Origin of the sequence: uncultured Microbulbifer sp. (assembly GCF_947498635.1) — a bacterium.
Lineage (GTDB): Bacteria > Pseudomonadota > Gammaproteobacteria > Pseudomonadales > Cellvibrionaceae > Microbulbifer > Microbulbifer echini.
On the sequence record NZ_CANMKV010000007.1, the window covers coordinates 80,295 to 102,648 of the forward strand.

At 54.3% G+C, this 22,354-nt stretch carries 15 protein-coding genes; 9 read left to right on the top strand and 6 right to left on the bottom strand.

Annotation, left to right across the window (positions count from 1 at the left end):
* Positions 1–274: 274 nt before the first annotated feature.
* Complete coding sequence (locus Q1A69_RS05430) at positions 275–2,218, top strand: M1 family metallopeptidase (RefSeq protein ID WP_299582263.1); 1,944 nt, start codon at positions 275–277, stop codon at positions 2,216–2,218.
* Between the two features lie 516 nt (positions 2,219–2,734).
* On the opposite strand, the gene serB is transcribed toward Q1A69_RS05430, so the two are convergent.
* Positions 2,735–3,850 carry a phosphoserine phosphatase SerB gene (gene serB, locus Q1A69_RS05435; protein ID WP_299582265.1) on the bottom strand — a complete coding sequence of 372 codons (1,116 nt, stop codon included), beginning with the start codon at positions 3,848–3,850 and terminating at the stop codon, positions 2,735–2,737.
* A 349-nt stretch (positions 3,851–4,199) separates the two neighbouring features.
* Between serB and Q1A69_RS05440 the strand changes: the two genes are divergently transcribed.
* The 7 genes from Q1A69_RS05440 (at position 4,200) to Q1A69_RS05470 (ending at position 12,633) form a co-directional block, all read left to right on the top strand.
* Positions 4,200–5,282: a hypothetical protein gene (locus tag Q1A69_RS05440; protein WP_299582267.1), complete on the top strand. Its 1,083-nt coding sequence runs from the start codon at positions 4,200–4,202 to the stop codon at positions 5,280–5,282.
* Between the two features lie 127 nt (positions 5,283–5,409).
* Positions 5,410–5,826 (top strand): MerR family DNA-binding transcriptional regulator, encoded by a 417-nt coding sequence (locus tag Q1A69_RS05445; RefSeq protein WP_299582269.1) that lies wholly within the window; start codon positions 5,410–5,412, stop codon positions 5,824–5,826.
* A 137-nt stretch (positions 5,827–5,963) separates the two neighbouring features.
* Positions 5,964–7,133 (top strand): isovaleryl-CoA dehydrogenase, encoded by a 1,170-nt coding sequence (locus Q1A69_RS05450; RefSeq protein ID WP_299582272.1) that lies wholly within the window; start codon positions 5,964–5,966, stop codon positions 7,131–7,133.
* A gap of 117 nt (positions 7,134–7,250) precedes the next feature.
* On the top strand, positions 7,251–8,858 hold the full coding sequence (locus tag Q1A69_RS05455) for a carboxyl transferase domain-containing protein (RefSeq protein ID WP_299582274.1): 1,608 nt from the start codon (positions 7,251–7,253) through the stop codon (positions 8,856–8,858).
* Between the two features lie 72 nt (positions 8,859–8,930).
* Complete coding sequence (locus tag Q1A69_RS05460) at positions 8,931–9,728, top strand: enoyl-CoA hydratase/isomerase family protein (protein WP_299582276.1); 798 nt, start codon at positions 8,931–8,933, stop codon at positions 9,726–9,728.
* Between the two features lie 5 nt (positions 9,729–9,733).
* Positions 9,734–11,734, top strand: a complete 2,001-nt coding sequence (locus Q1A69_RS05465) for an acetyl/propionyl/methylcrotonyl-CoA carboxylase subunit alpha (RefSeq protein WP_299582278.1) — start codon at positions 9,734–9,736, stop codon at positions 11,732–11,734.
* Entirely contained in the window at positions 11,734–12,633 is a 900-nt protein-coding gene (locus tag Q1A69_RS05470; RefSeq protein WP_299582280.1) for a hydroxymethylglutaryl-CoA lyase, read from the top strand. The genes Q1A69_RS05465 and Q1A69_RS05470 overlap by 1 nt, the downstream gene beginning before the upstream one ends.
* A gap of 335 nt (positions 12,634–12,968) precedes the next feature.
* Here the strand turns inward: Q1A69_RS05470 and Q1A69_RS05475 are convergent, their stop codons facing one another.
* The 4 genes from Q1A69_RS05475 to Q1A69_RS05490 form a co-directional block, all read right to left on the bottom strand.
* Positions 12,969–13,409 (bottom strand): hypothetical protein, encoded by a 441-nt coding sequence (locus tag Q1A69_RS05475; RefSeq protein WP_299582282.1) that lies wholly within the window; start codon positions 13,407–13,409, stop codon positions 12,969–12,971.
* Positions 13,410–13,591: 182 nt separating this feature from the next.
* The gene (locus Q1A69_RS05480) at positions 13,592–15,514 is read right to left on the bottom strand and encodes a multicopper oxidase domain-containing protein (RefSeq protein WP_299582284.1); all 1,923 of its coding nucleotides are present in this window, start codon (positions 15,512–15,514) and stop codon (positions 13,592–13,594) included.
* Between the two features lie 136 nt (positions 15,515–15,650).
* Positions 15,651–16,271, bottom strand: coding sequence for a DUF1287 domain-containing protein (locus Q1A69_RS05485; protein WP_299582286.1), 621 nt, complete (start codon positions 16,269–16,271; stop codon positions 15,651–15,653).
* A gap of 349 nt (positions 16,272–16,620) precedes the next feature.
* Positions 16,621–17,142, bottom strand: coding sequence for a GNAT family N-acetyltransferase (locus Q1A69_RS05490; RefSeq protein WP_299582288.1), 522 nt, complete (start codon positions 17,140–17,142; stop codon positions 16,621–16,623).
* 1,104 nt (positions 17,143–18,246) lie between these two features.
* Between Q1A69_RS05490 and Q1A69_RS05495 the strand changes: the two genes are divergently transcribed.
* A complete protein-coding gene (locus Q1A69_RS05495; RefSeq protein ID WP_299582290.1) occupies positions 18,247–19,494 on the top strand; it encodes a DUF945 family protein in 1,248 nt (415 codons plus the stop codon).
* An 81-nt stretch (positions 19,495–19,575) separates the two neighbouring features.
* Here Q1A69_RS05495 and ppc read toward each other — a convergent pair whose 3' ends face one another.
* Positions 19,576–22,239, bottom strand: a complete 2,664-nt coding sequence (gene ppc, locus Q1A69_RS05500; RefSeq protein ID WP_299582292.1) for a phosphoenolpyruvate carboxylase — start codon at positions 22,237–22,239, stop codon at positions 19,576–19,578.
* Between the last annotated feature and the right edge of the window lie 115 nt (positions 22,240–22,354).

A 22,354-nucleotide genomic window follows, 5' to 3' on the forward strand; every position in this document is an offset into this window, starting at 1 on the left:
CGCAGTCTGGATTCAGAAAGTGAAGGCTTTGTTAATTGCCGCAGAAATTTTCGCTCTCGGTGCGGTTTAGTCAGCAAATTCGTCCGTTAGGGGTAAAGTTGAGAAATGAGTCTACTTACGCCTTTCTTAAAAGTATGTTTTGAGGTTTTAGTTGTGAATAGGCGCAACTTGAGTTCGGCCCGGAGCGGGGATCTGAACCCCCGTCGTTCCGCATCCGCGCACTCTCGGGTATCCTGTGGCGCAAATTGAAAAGTTGAACCTAGGGAGTTGACCCATGTTGCCCCGTTTACTGTGCACCAGCCTGATTGTCGGCGGCCTCGCCGTAGTCGCCGGTTGTTCCAAGACAGAACCGTCCAAATCTGAAGCCGATAGTGCAAGCACTCCGGTAAAAGCGGCCGCGGTGATGGAAAAGAAAACCACCGCTGACAAGGCACCGCAGTCCGGTGTGGACTACCACTCTTTTGCCAACAGTAATGATTACCAGGTCCAGCACCTGGATCTGGACCTGACCGTGGACTTTTCACGCAAGGTCCTCGAGGGCGAAGCGAAGCTGGACTTCAAGCGCCTCAACGATAAGAACCTGCCAATGGTGCTGGATACCCGCGAGTTGGAAGTGGTTTCCGTTTCCGCTAATGGCGCGCCGGTGAAGTTCTCCATGGGCGAGAAAGACGGCCACCTGGGTACACCGCTGAACGTTGAGCTGCCAGAAGATGCCGAGAGCATCACTATCCGCTATCGCACAGCCCCGGGCGCCTCCGGTGTGCAGTGGCTGGAGCCACAACAGACTGCCGGCAAGAAGCACCCGTTCCTGTTTACCCAGGCCCAGGCGATCCATGCGCGCAGCTTTATCCCGCTGCAGGATTCCCCCAAAGTTCGTATCACCTATAACGCCACCGTTCACACACCGAAAGAACTGCGCGCGGTGATGAGTGCGAATAACGACCCGCAGGCGACCAAAGATGGCGTCTACGAGTTCGAGATGCCCCAGCGTATCCCCTCCTACCTGATCGCCCTGGCGGTGGGTGACCTGCAGTTCAAGCCTATGGGGGAGCGCACCGGTGTCTACGCCGAGCCCTCCATGCTGGAATCTGCAGCGGCGGAGTTTGCCGATACCGAATCCATGCTGGAAGTAACCGAAAAGGCCTACGGCCCCTACCACTGGGATCGTTACGACCTGCTCATCCTGCCACCGAGCTTCCCCTTCGGCGGTATGGAAAACCCGCGCCTGAGCTTTATCACCCCGACCGTGATCGCCGGCGACAAGAGCCTGGTGGCTTTGATTGCCCACGAACTGGCGCACTCTTGGTCCGGCAACCTGGTGACCAATGCCAGCTGGCGCGACCTGTGGTTGAACGAAGGCTTCACCACTTACCTGACCAACCGCATCATGCAGTTTGTTTACGGTGATGAGCGCTACCAGATGGAAATGGCGCTGGGTTTCGACGACCTACAGGCGGATCTGGCCGATAAAGAGCCCCGCGACGAGATTATGGCTATCGACCTGCGCGGCCGTGATCCCGATGAAGTGTTCTCCAATATCCCCTACGAGAAAGGCTCTCTGTTCCTGTATGAGCTGGAACAGAAAGTGGGCCGCAAGGCGTTCGACCGCTTCCTGATGGAGTACTTCAACCACTTCTCCTTCCAGAGCATCACCACTGAGGACTTCGTGAAGTACCTCGACGAGACGCTGCTGGTAGAGCACGGTGACAAGCTGGATCGCGAGCGTATTCACCAGTGGATCTTCGAGCCGGGTATCCCCGAAGGCGCGCCGCACCCGCAATCCGATGCCTTCACTAAGCTTGACCCGGTGCGTCAGCAGTGGTTGGACGGTAAGCTGGCGGCCAAAGATATCGACACCAAAGGCTGGACTTTCCACCAGTGGAAGTACTTCCTCGATGGTATGCCGGAGAAACTGAGCGAAGCGCAGTTGAAAGAACTGGACCGCAGCTTTGGCCTGACCGAATCCCGTAATAACGAGGTGGCGTTTAGTTGGTTGATGATTGCGGTGCGCAATGATTACGAGCCTGCCTTCGAGCGCCTGGAGAATTTCCTCACCAGCATCGGTCGCAATAAGTTCCTACGCCCGCTCTATCGCAATATGGTTGAGACGGGTAAGAAAGATGTGGCCGCGCGTATTTTTGAGCGTGCCAAAGTGGGCTACCATCCGCTGACAGTTAAAGTAAACAGCCTGGTAATCTACGGTGAAAAAGAGAGCTGAATCATTCCCTGCTCTTTCAGCAATTTCGGCACTCTGTGCCGAAATTGCGACTCGCCTTACAGGCGCGGGCGAACGCACTATTTGCCACTTTAGCCCTTCACTTTATTCTTCTTCTAGTCCCCCTTTGCCACTCCTTGAGTGGGGAGGGACCCGTCTTGGTTAAATATCTGTAGAGCACCATGTAATAGGTGCAGGGCATGACAAAAAGTTCGTGTAATACGCTGTGTAGCAAAATTGAGCAAATCGGTACAAAAAGAGAGTTTTTACGTCAATTTTCTGGCATAAAAATCATTAAGCCACTGTTCAAACCGGAACCCTTTGCGTAACCTGCGGTTCGAATAAAATTCCAATTAGGCAAAGGGAGGTACCTATGTACAGGCGGATTTTATTATTGGTTGTGCTTAGTTTTTGCGCCGTGAGCTGTGGATATGAGCCCAGCGCCTGTTCGGATAACAGCAAGCCGCGCTCTTTCCCCTTTCCCCATGCAATCATCTGACGTCTTTTCCTGGTGCGCTGTTACGGTTGCCCCAACTTGGCAATTTGCTGGTCATTGAGACCAAACAGGTAAAGCGCGGCGTCGAGCCCGAACCGGGTGATGGATTGTGGCGCCTCCAGGCGTACTTTGGGTTTCGGGTGAATGGCGATACCCAGGGCACCCAGGTTCAGCATGGGGATATCGTTGGCCCCATCCCCGACAGCGACCACTTGTTGCAGTGATAGCCCCATCTCTTTTGCCGTTTCTGCCAACAACAGCCGCTTACGCATTCCGTCGACGATGGGTTCTATGACCTCACCGGTGAGTGTGCCCTCGGCAAACTCCAGTTGATTGGCGTGAATCCAGTCTACGGCTAGGCGTTCTCGCTGCAGGAAATTGGCAAAGTACGTAAAACCACCGGATAGGATCACCGTTTTACAGTCTAGCTCGCGCAGGCAGTGCAGCAGTTCTTGTGCCCCTTCCTTCAACGGCAGCTGTTGAGCGATTTCTGCCAGGCGCTGTTCGGAAAAACCTTTGAGTAGGGCCATACGTTTTTTGAAGCTGTCGCGGAAGTCCAGCTCGCCGCGCATGGCGGCCTCGGTGATGGCGACCACTTGCTCGCCAATTCCGGTGATCTTGGCGAGTTCGTCGATGACCTCGGCATCGATCAAAGTGGAGTCCATATCGAAGCCCGCAAGCGCCGGTACCCGCTGGCTGGGGCCCTCCTGTAAAACCAAATCGACTCCTATTTCCTCGGCCAGTTGCAAACAGGCAAAGCGCGCCGGGGAAAACTCCAATTCCGCGCTGAACTGGAAGCGGATTACCGTGCATTCACGTCGATAGGAAAGTGTATCGATAGTATCGATACACCAATTTTGCTCGGCGCAAAAATGTATTAAGCGCTGTAGCTGATCCAGGCTGGCGGCAGGGCTCAGAAGAGTCAGGCACCAGGGGGACTGCACCATTAAAGGCTTTGAGCTTGGTAAGTTCAGGTCACAATGAAAGGTGTCTGAGAATGGAGTGGCGCCGCTGTATTCAAGACCCAGTCGCGCATGGTCGTTGTGGAAAGTGAGGTAACGCACAGGGCAGTTCAGCGCTGACTGGGTAATTTTTGCCAGGGGCAGGTGAAATTCGTGTGCTTTCGTTTTGTCGCCCATGGCGCAACTCCGCAATAGTATTCAATAAGCGACGCATTATAGCGCTAGCGGAAATCTTCGTTAAAATCGCCGCCGAAAGGCAAGATCTCTTTATTTGCTGAAGATTGAACATTGCTATGGAACTATTTTGTTGTCAGATCCACAAACGGCACAGGAAATTACAGGGTGCATTAATAGACCTGTGTAAGGATTAATATAGCGCCGCGGCCGCGGGCCATCGCGAGCCCAAAACACACCTGCAGGTCTACGCACCTGCGCCAGTGTTTTTTGGGGCGGCGACTTAACAGGTCGGGATGGCTTGTTGAGTCGCAAGGTAATAATAAACAAGGCAAGGTATTTCAGCCGTTTTATGTCTGTATCGATAATTTCTCTACTGCGCAGATTGCCGCAGCAGCTTGCGCTTCTATCCAAGCGCGCCCGCCAGCGCCTGCTGGCTGTCACAATTTGGTTGACCCTGGCCATATTCTGTACTGCCGCCCTGGCGCACTACTATGGGCAGCGGCATGCCGACGCTGTGGATAAAGACCGAGCCTCAGCGCAGGCGGCGGCCAGTTTTCTCGCCGGGCAGAGCCTTGAGCGTATTGTCGCCGCCGATCGTATCAGTATGCAGCTGCTGGCCCGACAGCTACTGGAGCTACCCGCTGTCAGTGGTATCGCCATTGAAGATGTTGAATCGAATAGTTTGGCGGAAGTTGGCGACCTGCAAAATGGCGAAACGATTAGCGTGCCGGTAGTGCTACACGACAGTATCGCCGGCAATGTCACCGTGACTCTGGTACCCGGAGCGGATGTAACCTTTCCCTGGGCCAGCCTGCTGTTGATCCTGGTGTTCGCCCTACCGTTTAGCGCGGTAGCGGCACTGCTGGCGGGTGGGCTTTCCTCTTCCCGAAGCCTGCCAGCCGAAGAGTCGCGGCCCTCGCAGGATCTGCCGGTGGAAAAAGGTGAAAGCATAGGTCTTTATCTGCGCCCCCTGAATTGGGCCCAGCTGACCAATCAACTGAGCCGCAGTGCGCTCGAAGGAATACAGCGGGAATTGGATGGGCGTATGCAGTTACTGCGGCGCATTTACGGAGCTCATCCGCTGAGTTGTGCCGGGCCGCAGATCGGCCTGGGATTCTCCGGTACCGATGCGGCGTTTCGCGCAGTTTGCTGTGGTCTGCTGTTGCGGGAGATGCAAAGTGTGAGTCGCGCCACCGGTCTGAAGCTGGCCCTGGCGGTGGCACCCTGTGAGCCGAGTGCCCCAGATTTTTCCGCCGAGCAATTGTTGAACCAATCACGCGGGTTGTTCTTGCACCCGGAACTGCTGGAAGACACCTCCCTGGCTGGGCGGATTGAGCACCATGGCGCCGGTTGGGCTCTGGAGGTCACGGGTCTGACCCCCTCCTATCAAAAGTTGCTCGACAACCAGTTGCAGCAGCTGCTGGGCGCCTGATAGCCCACTTCTACACTGCGGAGAGTTAATGACTCATTAGCCCTCCGCAGTTATTTTTTGATGCGTGCTTTACGTTTACGTTAACGTAAACTCTTGTTAGGCTTTGCTGTGTCTCGAGGAAGTACTTATGAAAGCCAAAGCCAGCATCGTAGAGCCCCATAGTTACAGTATTTCGGAGTTGGCGCGGGAGTTTGATATCACCACCCGTACCATCCGTTTCTATGAGGACAAGGGGCTGCTCAAACCGGAGCGGCGCGGCCAGACCCGCGTTTACAGCCCCGAGGAGCGGGTGCGCCTGAAACTGATCCTGCGCGGCAAGCGGCTCGGCTTCTCCCTGGATGAGAGCCGCGAAATTATCGATATGTACGATCCGGCGCACGGTAATGTGGAGCAATTAGAGCGTCTGCTGGAGCGCATCGCACAAAAGCGTGCGCAGTTGCAGCAGCAGCTGCGGGATATCGAGAGCCTGATGGGGGAATTAGAGGAAGTCGAGGTCCGCGCGCAAACCGCCCTGTTGAAAAGTCGCGAAGACGAAACCCCCTAAACAATAACGGTAAATATTTCGGCGAGCGCTGTGTGAGTGGCCGATGGCCCTTAAATACAATAAAGACCTTCTGCAGTAATGCACAGGCACAGCGCAGCTAGTTGAATTAAATCCCTTTCATTTTAAGTGGAGTCACTATGAATACCTCCTACCCAACCCTGAATTTCGGTCTCGGTGAAGACATCGATATGCTCCGTGACATGGTGTACAAGTTCTGCCAAGCCGAACTGGCCCCGCGCGCGGCGCAGATCGATGAAGACAACCTGTTTCCGGCCGATATGTGGAAAAAGTTCGGCGAGCTGGGCCTGCTGGGCATGACCGTGGAAGAGGAGTTCGGTGGCTCTAATATGGGTTACCTGGCCCACGCCGTGGTGATGGAAGAGATCTCCCGCGCCTCGGCCTCTGTGGGGCTCTCCTACGGTGCCCACTCCAACCTGTGTGTTAACCAGATTCACAAGAACGGTACCCGCGAGCAGAAGCTCAAATACCTGCCCAAGCTGTGTTCCGGTGAGCATGTAGGTGCGCTGGCCATGAGTGAACCCAATTCCGGTTCCGACGTAGTGAGCCTGCAGCTGCGTGCCGAAAAGCGCGGTGATCGCTTTATTTTGAACGGCAATAAAATGTGGATCACCAACGGTCCCGATGCCAATACCTATGTAATCTACGCGCGCACCGAGCCGGGCATCAGCTCCGGTGGTATCACTGCATTTATCGTCGAGCGCGGTTTCGCCGGATTCTCCCAGGCGCAAAAACTCGACAAGCTGGGTATGCGCGGTTCGAACACCTGTGAACTGGTGTTCGAAGACTGCGAAGTGCCAGAAGAAAATATCCTCGGTGAATTGAACGGCGGCGTGCGCGTATTGATGAGTGGCCTCGACTACGAGCGAACCATTCTCTCCGGTGGCCCGGTGGGCATTATGCAGGCGTGCCTGGATGTGGTTGTGCCCTATATCCACGAGCGCAAGCAATTCGGCAAGGCCATTGGTGAATTTCAACTGATGCAGGGCAAGATTGCGGATATGTACGCCGACCTGAATGCCAGCCGCTCCTATCTCTACGCGGTGGCTCGGGCGTGTGACCGCGGTGAGGATTCGCGCAAGGACGCCGCCGCGGTAATCCTGTTTACTGCTGAGCGCGCAACGCAGATGGCCCTGCAGTCTATCCAGACCCTGGGCGGTAATGGCTACATCAACGAGTACGCCACTGGCCGCCTGTTGCGCGATGCGAAGCTCTACGAAATCGGCGCGGGCACTTCAGAAGTGCGCCGTATGTTGATTGGTCGCGAGCTGTTTAAAGAGACCCGCTAAGGCTGGGCATTTCTCCTCGCCGCCGGCGCCTGCCGGTGGCAGCTGTCTCCAGTCGGGCCCTGCGGTATCAGCCGCGCCCTGTGGAGGTCTTTTCTCCGGGAAAGTGAATCAGATTTTATGAATCAGTTGCAGAGCAAAATAAATACCCGCGATGCCGCCTTTGGCGAAAACCGCGAGCAGATGCAGGCGCTGGTGGCAGACCTGCGTGAAAAAGTGGAAGCCATCGCCCAGGGCGGTGGTGAGCGCGCGCGGGAAAAACACCTGGCGCGTGGCAAGTTATTACCACGGGACCGCATTGATGCGCTGCTCGATCCGGGCAGTCCGTTCCTGGAATTTTCCCAGCTGGCCGCTCACGAGGTTTACGGTGAAGAGGTTCCCGCTGCCGGCATTATTACTGGCATTGGTACTGTTTCCGGCCAGCCCTGTGTGATCGTTGCCAACGATGCCACGGTAAAAGGTGGTACCTACTATCCGCTCACGGTAAAAAAACACCTGCGCGCGCAGACTGTTGCCGAACAGAATAACCTGCCCTGTATTTACCTGGTGGATTCCGGTGGCGCCAACCTGCCGCGCCAGGATGATGTTTTCCCAGACCGGGAACACTTCGGCCGTATTTTCTTCAACCAGGCTAACCTGTCTGCACAGAATATTCCGCAGATCGCAGTAGTGATGGGCAGCTGCACGGCCGGCGGTGCCTATGTACCGGCGATGGCAGATGAATCCATTATGGTGAAGGAACAGGCCACCATCTTCCTGGCGGGTCCGCCCCTGGTAAAAGCGGCCACCGGTGAAGAGGTTTCCGCCGAGGAGCTCGGTGGTGCCGAAGTGCACTGTCGCACTTCCGGGGTTTCCGACCATTACGCCAATAACGATGTACACGCCCTGCAGTTGGCGCGCCGCTCAGTAGCGCGTTTGAACCGTATCAAAAATCCGGGCCTGGATATTCAAAAGCCGGTGGAGCCGATGTATCCACCGGAAGATATTTACGGCGTAGTGCCTAAGGACTCGCGCCAACCATACGATGTGCGCGAGGTTATCGCACGGGTTGTGGACGGCTCTGAGTTCGATGAATTCAAAGCGCTGTACGGCACCACCCTGGTCACTGGTTTTGCCCGTATCCAGGGCTACCCGGTAGGTATTGTTGCCAACAATGGCATCCTGTTTGCGGAGAGTGCGCAAAAGGGCGCGCACTTTATTGAGCTGTGTGCCCAGCGCAAGATTCCACTGGTATTCCTGCAAAACATCACCGGCTTTATGGTGGGCAAGCAGTACGAAGCTGGCGGCATCGCCAAACACGGCGCCAAGATGGTGACCGCTGTAGCCACCGCCAAGGTGCCCAAAATCACCATCCTGATCGGCGGCTCCTTCGGCGCCGGTAACTACGGAATGTGTGGCCGCGCCTACGATCCCAACTTCCTGTTTATGTGGCCTAACGCACGCATCTCGGTAATGGGCGGCGAGCAGGCTGCCGGCGTATTGGCACAGGTGAAGCGCGACCAGAAGGCTGCGCGCGGCGAATCCTGGAGTGATGAGGAAGAGCGCCAGTTTAAACAGCCGATTGTGGATAACTACGAGCACCAGGGGCACCCCTATTACGCCTCCGCGCGCCTGTGGGATGACGGTGTTATCGACCCGGCGGATACCCGCCGGGTACTCGGCCTGTGCCTGGCGGCAGCCAGCCACAAGGAGCCGCAAGAGACCCAGTTCGGCGTGTTCCGCATGTAACCAAACCGTGGTTTGCGGCGAGGGCGATTAAAACCTGCGCCGCAAGAGAGACGCCCCATTCGAGGAATGATAATGAGCGATAAATTGCTGTGCGAAGTGGATAGCGAGGGCGTGGCCACGGTCACCCTGAACCGCCCGGAAATCCACAATGCTTTTGACGATGAACTGATTCACGAACTGGCCACTACCTTTGACACCCTGGCGCAAAACCCCGCTGTACGCGTGCTGGTACTGGCTTCCAACGGCAAGAGCTTTTCTGCTGGAGCCGATCTCAACTGGATGAAGCGCATGGCGACTTATTCAGAAGAGGAAAACCGCCGCGATGCCGCCGCACTCGCCGCCATGCTGTACAAGCTCGATACCTTCCCTGCGCCTACCATCGCGCGGGTACAGGGCGCTGCTTTTGGTGGCGCCGTGGGCCTGGTGAGCTGCTGCGATATGGCGGTGGCCTCTGAGCGCGCCAGCTTCTGCCTGTCCGAAGTGAAAATCGGATTGTTGCCAGCCACCATCAGCCCCTATGTGATCAATGCCATAGGCACCCGCCACGCGCGCCGTTATTTTGTGACTGCGGAGCGCTTCTCCGCCGAACGTGCCGAGCAGATCGGCTTGGTATCCGAAGTCTGTGCCGAGGGTGACCTGGACCTGCATGTACAGAAATTGGTGGCCGCCATTGCCGATAACGGCCCCAAGGCGGTTGCCATGGCCAAGCAACTGGCCATGTCGATGTCCAACCGGGTGATTAACAACGAGCTACAAGGGCAGACCAGTGCGCTGATTGCCGCCGTGCGGGTGTCGCCGGAAGGGCAGGAAGGGTTGACGGCGTTTTTGGAAAAACGCGCGCCCAAGTGGATGAATGGCGGCGAAGGATAATTTTTATGATTCGCAAATTATTAATAGCTAATCGCGGCGAAATCGCCTGCCGTATTATCAAGACCGCCCGCCGCCTGGGGGTGGCCACCGTGGCGGTTTATTCCGATGCGGATGCCGATGCCCTGCACGTGCAGATGGCCGATGAAGCCGTACACCTGGGCCCAGCCCCGGCCAGGGATTCCTACCTGGATATCGGCAAGGTGCTGGGCGCGGCAAAACAGACCGGCGCCGATGCCATTCACCCGGGTTACGGTTTCCTGTCTGAAAATGCGGAATTTTGTCGTGCCTGTGACAGCGCCGGCATAATTTTTGTCGGCCCGCCCACCGGAGCAATCGAGGCGATGGGTTCCAAGTCTGCCGCCAAGCGCATTATGGAAGAGGCCAATGTGCCACTGGTGCCGGGTTACCACGGCACCAACCAAAATGAAGATCTGTTGGAAGGCCACGCCAATCGCATCGGTTACCCGGTATTGCTGAAAGCCGCTGCCGGCGGTGGTGGTAAAGGAATGCGCCGTGTCGACAGTGCCGATGAATTCCACGAAGCACTGGCTGCCGCCAAGCGTGAGGCCATGAACGCCTTCAGTGACGATATTATGTTGCTGGAACGCTACGTGGTGAGCCCGCGCCATGTGGAAATTCAGGTGTTCTGCGATCAGCAGGGCAACGGCGTCTACCTGTTCGAACGAGACTGCTCGGTGCAGCGCCGCCACCAGAAAGTGGTGGAAGAGGCCCCGGCACCGGGAATGAGTCCGGAATTGCGAGCCCGTATGGGTGAAGCGGCCCTGCGCGCGGCCCACGCCATCGGTTACGTGGGCGCCGGCACAGTGGAATTCTTGCTGGATGCCAGCGGTGCTTTCTACTTTATGGAAATGAATACCCGCCTGCAGGTAGAGCACCCGGTGACGGAAATGATCACCGGTCAGGACCTGGTGGCCTGGCAGCTGGCCGTCGCCGCTGGCGACACCCTGCCCATGAGCCAGGATGCGCTGCAGATCAACGGCCACGCCATGGAAGTGCGGATTTACGCCGAAGATCCGGACAATGATTTCCTACCGGCAACAGGTCTGTTAGTGCGTCACCAGCCTCCGGCGGAAGGCGAGGGCGTACGAGTGGATACCGGCGTGCAGACCGGCGATGAAATCAGCGTGTACTACGACCCAATGATTGCTAAGTTGATCTGCCACGGCCGCACCCGCAAAGAGGCCCTGGCCAAACTGGACCGCGCCCTGCGCGATTACCTGATTGCCGGTGTGCGTCACAATATCGAATTCCTGCGCCGGGTGATCAATCACGAGGCTTTCGCCTGTGGTCGTGTTTCCACTCACTTTATCGAAGACTACGAAGCGGAAGTCCTGCACCAGGAGCAGACACTGACGCCGCTCAAGTGCGCCGCTATTGCCGGATACCTGCAGCAGCGTGAAGAGTGTGACCTGCGCAACAGCGCTCCACAGCGGGACCCCTTCTCCCCCTGGCACAGCGGCGATAATTGGCGCAATGCCCTGGCCGGCAGTCGCACCCAGACGGTGGACTACCGTGGCCAGCACGCTCAAATACGCTTTATTGCGGAGGACAATAGCCTGCACTGGACTTGCGATGCCTTGCCTGAGGAACAAAACAGCGGTGAGATTCGCCTGCTGCCGGGTCGCGACTTGATGCTGGTGGATGGCCGCCGCATGAGTTTCTCCGCTGTGGATACCCGCGATGGTGGTGCGGTATTTATCGATGGCACCCAGGTGGAATTCAAACTGCTGCCACCGGATATCGGCGAGAGCAATGACCAAGCCCACGGCCTCGATGCCCCCATGAACGGCACCATAATTTCCCTGCTGGTTGAGCCCGGCTCCACAGTGGAAAAAGACCAGCCACTGCTGGTGATGGAAGCCATGAAAATGGAGCACACCCTGCGTGCCCCGGCCGCCGGCACCGTGCAGCAGTTTTTCTGCGCCGAAGGCGAGCTGGTGGATGGCGGCAGCCTGCTGGTGGATTTCGCCGGGGAGGAGCAATAATGGATTTGCTCAAGCAAGTTAAAATCGTAGAAGTGGGCCCCCGCGATGGTCTGCAAAATGAAAAGCAGCCTATCTCCGTGGAAACCCGTATCGCCCTGGTGAACAAGCTCAGTGCCAGCGGCCTGGCGGTGATTGAAGCCGGCAGTTTTGTCAGCCCCAAGTGGGTACCGCAAATGGCTGCCAGCGAGGAAGTCCTGGCGGGTATTCAGCGCAAAGACGGTGTTATCTACAGCGCGCTCACGCCAAATTTAAAAGGCTATGAGCGCGCGTTAGAGGCAAAAGCAGATGAGGTTGCCGTATTTGGCGCGGCCTCAGAAGCCTTTACCCAGAAAAATATTAATTGCAGCATTGCCGAGAGCCTGGAGCGCTTCCGCCCGCTGGTGGAAAAAGCCAAGCAGGATGGTATTCCCGTGCGCGGTTATGTGTCCTGCGTACTCGGCTGCCCCTACGAGGGCGATATTGACCCGTCCAAGGTGGCCGAAGTCAGTGCCGCACTGTTGGAAATGGGCTGCTACGAAATTTCTCTAGGAGACACCATCGGTGTCGGCACCCCGGAAGCCGCCAAGCGCATGCTGGAGCAGGTGATGGCCCGTGTACCTGTGGAAAAACTTGCGGTGCATTTCCACGATACCTACGGCCAGGCGCTGGCCAATATCTACGCGGCCTTGCAAATGGGGGTCGCCGTAGTAGATTCCGCTGTAGCCGGCCTCGGCGGTTGCCCCTATGCTCGTGGCGCTTCAGGAAATGTTGCCAGTGAGGATGTGCTCTACATGCTCAATGGTATGGGTATTGAAAGCGGCGTGGATTTACAGTTACTCGCTGAGGCTGGGAACTTTATTTCTGAACAGTTGGGACGGGAGACCAACTCCCGTGTGGCTAAGGCTTTGGCGCCCTGCTGAGTGAGTAGTGAGTCCTCTCCAAAGAGTGTTTTTTTTGGAGAGGACCTTTTAGAGAGTTTTAGTATCATTTTTGTCAGTGCTAAAATAAACAGGGTTGCCTGTTCTAAAATTTTCTGCCTCACCCCTTCTCTGTTGCCTTTTACTGATACATGATACTTACGCCTTTCTCAGTTAATTCCATAAACTTCAACCTTTAAGCGTCTGATCAGCTTCCCGCTTAGAGAAATAATATCCCCTCTTGTTTGTTGATTTTTATTGACAGAAATTAACGATATGTAGAGTGGTAGATTGAGAGACGTGTATAGAGCACTATAATCTAATATTTCATTAAATACCTATTTCCAGTATTCAATAATCCTAGAAATCTGATCTCCCTCAAATTCAAATACCGTTAAGTGGTTAGAGGTAACGCCTCGATAGGTTTGTTGTCGCTCAAGGGAGACTGCTTTGTAACCGGCGATTATTGATATGATTTTATATCTGGCACCAGTCATTTGATATTCTCCCTTCTTTAAATATTTTATAGAATTGTTATATAGGTGTTCTCTGGTGTAGGTGCCGCCATAAACTTCATGGATATAGATAAAGTCATCGGTATAGTGAGAAAATAGTTTTTCGATATCTTCGGCTGTAGATCCCTTCATCAGCATTTTGTTTTGTAGCTCATTGACAAGGGCAGCTTTTTTCTTCAGGTCCTCCTTTGTTAATTCCGGTGTTTCAGTGGCAATTGCCACTGATGCCAGTGTGAAAAATAATAATATTATTAGTGTTTTCATCGTAATTGCTTGTTTTGTACAGCTCAATCCTGAGTTATTTTTGATTTTCTTAGATGGTTGTAACCATTGATAATGTTATTTGGTTCTATTCTTGTTCTTGCTGTCTTATTTATTGTTCGGCTTGTCGATTAGTTTTTAGGTGTTTACATTTCATCTGAGATTAGAGGTTAAAGATTAATAAATTATTGGTTTTTTGTTGTTTTTGGCGCCAGCACCCTAAACGGCCGCATCATATCGTAATCCTCATGGGAGAGCAGATGGCAGTGCCATACATAGAGGCCTTCGCGGTCGAAACGCGCTATCACTCGGGTAACCTGGCCGGGAAGGGCGATGACCGTATCTTTGGGGCCGCTTTCTTCCAGTTGAGGTGGAAGGGGTTTTCCCTGCAGGGATTCTATTTCCAGGCGTGCCCCCTGGAATGTCTTATCAGTGTGCATAAACTTCTGCGGCTTGGGAATCAGTTTTCCCTTAAAAGGCTGGCGGTCCAGTACCTGAAATTCCACTAAATGAATATGAATGGGATGAGCCGATACCGTGGGGTTGTAGATTTCCCAGATCTCTACGGCGTTGTGCTGGATAATTTCCGTGGTAGGGTCTTCGAAGAATAGGGAGCCTTCTTTTACTGGACCTAACATCAATAGATTGCGGCCGTAGGGATCGTCCAGGCGGTAGGTGGCAAGTTGTCGTATTTTGCTCGCTTGACTAAGCCTATTAAGCGGAGGGCGCAGGGGGGTATTTAAAGTTAGCTTTAAATCTCCAATCGTGTCTATAGCCGCTGTTTTCTGTCTATCCGGAGAAGCTTCTGTAGGTGCCGAAGCAATATGGAATTGCAAAATTTGGCCAGTGGTATTGGGGTCGGTGGCTGGTGTGGTGCCACCGCGCCCATCGCTTAATACGCGTTTACCATCCGGGTTGTAGACAAGTGGAATTGAACTCTTTGGATCATTGGCCTCCACAAATCCTTTGAATGGGATATCCGGACCAAAATTTCTCAATGTCAGTTGTCGCCCTTCATAACCACTGAAATCCACTAAGACATCTGCTCGTTCTGCGGGGGCCAATACTAACTCATTCAGTTGTACTGGGTGATCGAGAAAACCACCGTCGCCGCCAATCTGCACAAAAGGAACATCTTCGTTGATCCTGAGGATCAGTGTGCGGGTATCGGACGCGTTGAGTAGCCGCAGTCGATAGACGTGTGGGGTGACACTGACTTTGGGCCAGGCCATACCGTTTGCCAGGATAAAATTACCGAAAAATTCATCCAGATGGGAGGGGTTGGGCCAATTGGCTTTTACCACCTCATGGGAAACTGGTGATGGAGGCTGGTTCCGCCAGCCGGGAAAATAGAGTTGCCCATCAGAGGTAAATAAGCTGTCTGTGATAGCGACAACCCTGGTGTGTTCTTCACTGGGGAGCAGCTTTTCCTGAATCAGGCGATCTTCATTTTTATCGCCAACCAAGTAGAAACCAAATAGACCTGCATAGACATTAAGACGGGTCATTCCCAGGGTATGGTCGTGATACCAGATAGTGGCGGCATCCTGGGAGTTATCGTACTCGTAGATTTTTTTATCAAACTGTGGACCTATCTCGCGGTAATTACGGGTGTACCAGGCGAGGGGATTGCCGTCACTCTTCCACTCGGTGTGGCCACCGTGAAGATGGATAACGATAGGTACGGCTTTGGGATCCTTTACGTCGGCGAGGTGAATGGAACGATCAACGGGGAAGAGGTGTGGTCCGGGCAGTCCATTTGCCCAGTGTACAAATACTGGCTGGCCCTCTCGGGCGCGAATAGTTGGGCCGGGAGAATGGATACGCCCTGCGTACTCAAACCCCCAGACCTTGGTCATCAAACGTTTGCCTTCCCTATCTCTTAGGCCCATCCAGGTGCGGGTAGGCAGGGCTGGTAATTTCACGGGGGCAGCGCCACGGGGGCGGATTTCGGTGGGGTTTGGCAGCTCGTTAACAAACTTATCCACAGTTGTGGGATCCAGCAGGGTCAGAGGGTTTGTTTTTTTGGTGGAAATCTTTTCCTCACTGGCAGCGAGGGGTGGGGGAAGTAATAGCAGCAAGCAGAAGCAGAAGTGTACCCTTACCATTGGAAGTTCCCAGGGCTTACGGTGATTATGAATTAGAAGCCAATGAGGCCCCGGTATGCACGGATTATTGCTTTGCGCTCAACATCGTTTCAAGCATAAATGAGTAGGGTGTTTATCGGGTAGTTATAGTAGATATTTAGTTGCGCCGGCCTTGAATACTAGTTGATGGTTCTTTGACTAGATCGGTGTCATAGCGATAATGCCCGGTTACCTTATAAGAGAATAAAATATCTTCAAGGACTGGACCAGCGCCAATATTATGTACGATGAAGTAGCGATTCGTATTTTGTGATAGCTTCGCGGAAACAATACCGATATGGGGAAGTCCCCCTGGTAGTACCCAGGTAACGATATCTCCAGGCAGGTAGTCATTCGTTTTATGGGTTATCGGAAGTGACAATTCCTTGCGGGTAAAGAATGCTTGAAGATTAGGTACTCGTCTGTGGTCAATATTTCTGTCAGGTCTGGAGAGCCCCCAGATACGCTTTGATGGATAGGCCTGAAAGTCGTCAGAGATATCTTCATGTACTTCTCTTTGCAGATCAATTCCCAGCTTTCTAAAAGAGCGAATTATTACATCGGTACAGACCCCAGTATCGGCAGGCACATCCCCATTTGGATAGGGGATGGCGACATAGGCTGGTACGTATCGCACTTTATGATGAGTTCGTTCCAGTGCTGCCTCGGCCAATGAGATATTTTGTGCACCACTCACCGGTGAAATTAGGATACTTATTAAAATGGTTATTTTTTTCATTTTGAGTATCTTTTAGTTGCCGCTTCTCGAGCGATATCGATACCTATTGTTGCTTAATGATGTTGCGTATGAGTCTTATTTAACTTGTAGGGGGCTGTGGTACAGACGCTCCCCCTATGTTCGAATAAATAAAAAAGCTGATTAAGCCAATGGTTAACCAAAAGAAAATACTGGCGACTAATATTTCTGCTGTACTCGGCTCTCTTCTTTTGGGAGTGAGGCACTTACTGATATGGTAGCCGGGGAAATAGAATATACAGTCAAGGATTATTCTAGCCACAACCTCGAATAATAAGTGAAAGATAAACCTGAATGCGCCGCCAATGATCTCTTCCATATTTCCTGCTTTCTAATTGGTCAGTTCTCTCAGGTGTTCCCAAACATACCAATAGGTTGCTACCTTACTCCCATCGGCAGCATTCCAGATACTCTCTTGAGCTTTGCGCCCCCCTAATCGTTGGTAGAAGGCCTGAGCTTTGGTGTTATCTTGATTTACCAGAAGGCACATGCCTTTGGATGGCGCCTGTTGATACGCCCAGCGAGCGGCCTCAATAAAGAGTGTGTGCCCGATACCTAGTGAACGGTACGCTTTCCGCACATGTAGATTATCTAAATGTGATCCCCATTCGGGGTGTTTGTCGGCAAAAAGACAGACAAAACCTGCGGTATTGCCGTCGACCTCTGCCACAAGGACTTGCTGATTAGACTGTGGTTTTTCGAAGCGAGTATTCCAAAGTGCAAGCCTGTCGGCCGGGGCTTCTTTCTCTAGGTAGGTTGTGGAGAGTACATTGCTATAGTTTTCCTGCCAGCTTGTACTATGTATATCGGCGATAGCAGATACATCGTGTTTTGATGCCATACGTATGTTCATGAAATGAATCCCCTCCCTGGGTAAAGCTGTACGAAGTGATAAGTTATATACGGTAATAAATTTCGCATTGTAGGTGATTGCAAAATACATGAATTTATCAGGCTGGGAAAGAAAACGCTGTGCTCTTTTCGAGTGATTGATGAAACTAGAACGAAGGCGCGGGCAGAAGCTTAGATGCTGATCCGGGTTGAAGTTTTAGGAGTGACCATTGCCTGGAAAGTGGTACAAAAGGGAGGGGGGATCTCGTTTGAGTTCTACTGGATAAGGCAGTGCTTTCATCGGTCCAGCTTGAACGTAGCAGCAAAAATAAAAAAATTGGATATGAGAGTGTAGGTTTGGTTGGAAGAAGGCAGTGTAAACAAACTGAAAGCCAATTGATTGTAAATAAATTTTCGTAGGTTGGATGCTTCTTTATTCCGAAGAAACCAGGCGGCCAGTAGTGGTTCTATATTTACTGAATACCGGTTTTCTTTTGTGATTCTGTTAGGCTTTGAGTCGGTGTACATGAATGCAGGTGTAGACAAAACAAAGTAAATAGTAGTGGCTTGAATGGATAATAAGGTGGCCTCTGACTTTAAGTGGTTATCTATTATGTTGGTCAGAAATTAAAGTCTATTTTTTTGGGGAGCTATTTTAGCTGAAGGCTTTAAGGCTGGTCGATAAAATATTTTCAGCCAAATTGATAGGTTGTATTAATTTAAGGGTGTTGTTGAACTCATAAAGCGAAGACATTATCAGTGGGTAATGATTTTAGAGGAGAACTTGAAATATTCAGCCGATCTACAAGACTGATAGCCGTCAATGTCGTGGTGAATTTTATAAGCTATTAGACTTTATTTAAGTGATTTATCTAGTGGTGGTATTTAGCTGGGTCGCAGGGATAAAAAACTATTTATAGTTTTACTCAAGTTTGTAATGCCACAGATTCCCCTTTGCTTAGCTTCTAGAGAGTTAGTCCGGCAAGGCGCTGATCGTAGGTAAACCCAAGAACCCTGTGAACTAAGCGGTTTAGCTGTACTTATCTTGGGCAATGTGGTTGCTGTCGCACCAATAACGCCATAATCTGCTACCATCGGCGCAAATTCTGCTGTTAGATTGATTGCTATGAAACTCTTGCGTTGGCTTCTGTTAATACTGCTGGCTTTACTGGTGATCTCCGCCCTGGCGGCGCCGGGTATTATCGGGCCCAAAGTGGAGGAGATCTGGAAGCAGCAATTGGGCCGGCTACAGGGGGGGAACTCCACCAGCTATCAGCGCGGCTGGTTTGGCGCTGAGACCAATACCGAGGTGGCCCTGCAAAATGGCACCACGGAATTGCGTACAGAAATCCATCACGGTCCACTGCTGTTGACCTCCCGCGGGCCTCGCTTCGGGGTGATCTACAGTGAAACCCGCCTGGATCTTGAGCAATTAAATCCCCAGCTGCGCGCGCAGCTTGAATCCCTCTATGGGCGCCTGCAGGACAGCCCTCTGGTTTTAGAGACTCTGGTATCGGCGGATAACCGTGTACTAAATACCCTGCGCCTGGAGCCCTTCAAGAGCACGGGGGACTTTGGTCAGTTGGAATTTAATGGTGGAGAAATTGCCGTCTCGACGGATTACAGCGGTGCAACCCTCGAAGGGGTTGTCGATCTGGGTAGCTTACGCCAGCTGAGAGATGGGGTAGAGGTACTATTTACCGAACCAGTCACAGGAGAGTTCCAGCTGGAACCCCAACGGGGCGGCAAAGCACAATTAAGCCTCTCCTTATTGCGGGCAGAGTCCGATTCCGGCCCGGTGGAGTTGCGGGATATCCGCCTCAACCTGGACCTGGAAATGCTGGCTGCGCAGACTCTAAAGGTAGTGAGCGATTTACATTTGCCCAATGTCCAGTCTGCTACACCCATCACCTCAGCGCGCCAGCAGATGACCCTACCGAAGATTAAGGCCGCTGACCTGGGCCACTATTTACGTTTGTTGCTGCCGGTGGCGGAGCGCAATTGGGCCCTTGATCTGCGCCCACCGCTGCGCCTGCAGCAACAGTTGGTGGTGGAGTCGCGCAATGGCCCAGTACTGGTGGATGCTGATGTTGACTGGAAGGGTATGAAGCGCGCCCCACGCCAGCGCAACGGCAGCGCCTTGAACCAGTGGCTGCAGCCGCTGGTGGGTACCATGACTTTGAGTGCTGCCGAGTCGGCACTGCTGCAATCGCCACTGGTGGGGCAGGCGATGATGCTGCGGGAATACGGTTTGCTGATCGAACACAACGATGAGCTGCAGATGCACCTGGAGGTCAATCGCGGGCGCCTGGAAGTCAATGGCCAGCAGCTGCCGCCGGATTTGTTCCTGATGGCCTTAACTGGGCAATTTTAACTCCCCTTACCTACGGGAGAGGCCGCTCCTCTCCCTGTTTCCTCGGTTTTACGGCAACCTCATAGTAGTAGCTCGACATTACTAACCGGTATTGCGCATTCCCGCGGCGATGCCGGCAATCGTCACCATCAGGGCGCTCTCTAGCACGGCGTCGCTCTCCCTTTCACGCAAGCGTGCCATCAGTTCGGCCTGTAACAGGTGCAGCGGGTCTGTGTAGGGGTCGCGCACGCGGATAGACCAACGCATCACCGGGTTATTATCCAGCAGGCTTTCGCGGCCGGTGAGCTGTTGCAGGGCGCTCACCGTATGGGCCAGGCGTTCGCGCAGGTTCTCGCCCAGTTCGATCAGTTCCCCGCTGTCAGTGAGCCGCTCCTCGTACCAGGAGGCGACACGGGTGTCGGACTTGGCCAGTACCATCTCGAGCATATCCACGACCCCTTGGAAAAAGGGCCATTCACAACTCATCTCTCGTAATGTATCGGCCTCGTCGGCCTGCTTTAGAGCGTGCTCCAGGGCGGTGCCCGTGCCTAGCCAGGCGGGCAGCATCAGGCGGATCTGGGTCCAGGCAAACACCCAGGGAATAGCGCGCAGAGTCTCCACGCCGCCCCCGGGTTTGCGTTTTGCCGGGCGGCTGCCGAGTGCCAGGCGGCGGAGTTCAGTCTCCGGTGTGACAGTGCGCAGGTAGGCTACCAGGGCCGGGTCGTCGCGCACCACTTCGCGATAGCTCTGCACCGAGACCTCGGTGAGTCGCTCCATCTGGTTGCGCCATTCGGGGCGCGGCTGTGCCGGTGGCATCAGGGTGGCTTCCAGAGTGGCTGCCACATACTGTTCCAGGTTATAGGCGGCCACTGTTGGTCGACCGTATTTGAAGCGGATCATTTCCCCCTGTTCTGTCACGCGGATACGCCCGGCTACCGAGCCGGGTGGTTGTGACAGTAGCGCCATGCGTGTGGGCGATCCACCGCGGGAAATGGAACCGCCGCGGCCGTGAAACAGCGTCAGAGGAATGCCGTGGTTGCGGAAGATCTTGGTGAGGGCCTCCTGGGTACTGAACTGCGCCCAGGCCGCACCGAGAAAGCCCGCATCTTTGGCGGAATCGGAGTAGCCAATCATTACTTCTTGGCCTTCCAGTACACGCTGCTTGTACTGGGGAATATTGAGTAGGGTACTCATGGTGTCGGCGGCATTGTTGAGATCGTCGAGGGTCTCAAACAGCGGTACTACGCGCATGGGGTGATGGACCCCGGCAATTTTCTGCAACAGCATCACGGCCAAGACATCGGAGGCTTTCCTGGCCATGGAAATTACATAGGCACCGAGCCCCTCGGGGCCCTGTTCGGCCACCACCTGGCAGGTTTCCAGGACCTCGCGCACATCCGCATCGCAGAAATCGGTGTGGTAGAAATCCTCGTTCACCAGGGGGCGGCGATTTTCCAGCTCGGCCAGTAGAAATGCCAATTTGCTCTGTTCATCCCAGCTGGCGTAGTTACCCAGGCCCAAATAGCGGGTGATGGCATCGAGCGCATCGGCGTGGCGGGTGGACTCCTGGCGGATATCTAGACGCAGTAAGGTGATGCCAAAGCAGTTGAGGCGACGCAGGGTATCCTTAAGCTGGCCATCGGCAATGGCGGCTAGGCCCACAGTGCGCAGGGAGCGGTCGATAAGGCTTAGGGGCTCGAACAGTTCCCGGTTGCTGTTAAACACGGTATCGCTGGAGGGTTCGGCGCCGCCGATGCGCGCCTCCATTTGTGCGCGGGTGTTGCGCAGACGCTGGCGTACACGTCTCAGTATTAGACGATAGGGTTCGTGGCTGGGGCCTGTCTGCTCCAGTAATTCCTCACTGGCTTTGTGCATAGACAGATCCGCCAGCAGGTTTTCCACATCCCGCAGAAAGAGGTCGGCAGCCATCCAGCGAGCCAGTAACAACACCTGGCGGGTTACCTTGGCGGTGACATTGGGGTTGCCGTCGCGATCGCCACCCATCCAGGAAGCAAAGCGGATTGGCACCCAGTCGTCCGGCAGTGGTGGCAGCTCAGCCAGAGCCAGTTCGGCCTCGATGGCACGCATACTCTGCGGGACCGCTTGCCACAGCGACTGCTCGATCGTGGCGAAGCCCCATTTGGCTTCATCCACCGGCGTTGGCCTCTCACGACGGATTTCATCGGTGCTCCAGGCGGAGAGTATCTGCTCGTGTAGATGACGGCGCAGCTCGCGCGCCTCCTCCTGGGTGAGGTCGGGCCGGTCCAGGTCGGCGAGGAGGTCGGCGACGCGGTCGTACTTGCGGATCAGAGTGCGGCGGGTGACCTCTGTGGGGTGTGCGGTGAGCACCAGCTCTACAGAGAGGTCCTTCAGCACTGCGTGGATATCGCCCGGCGCCTGCTTGGCGTTCTTGAGCTCCGCCAGTACCTGGCGCAGACCGCGGTCGGTGTCCGGGTCGCCGGAGAAGCGTTGATGTTGCCGGTGCAGACGCTCGCGGTGGCGCTGCTCGGCGATGTTGGCCAAATTCAGAAACTGACTAAAGGCGCGGGCGACTTCCAACAGCGTGTCATCGTCGAGAGGGTCCAGCAATTGGTGTAGGCGATCGACTTGCATCTCACCGGTGCCGCGACTTTCCACCGCTGCTTGGCGAATGGTTTCCACGGTATCGAAGAGGGTTTCACCGGCCTGCTCGCGCAGTACCGAACCGAGTTCCTCGCCGAGTAGGCGGACGTCCTCCCGTAGCGGGGTATTTTGATCCTGACTCACAACCCTTTTTCTCCCTAGCGATATCCGGTGAAGATTCTGGGCATTATCTTCGCACAATTTTCCGCAAGGGGGTTGCGCCGCCGAGGTTAGGGAAAGTTGAGACTTGAAGTCCCCG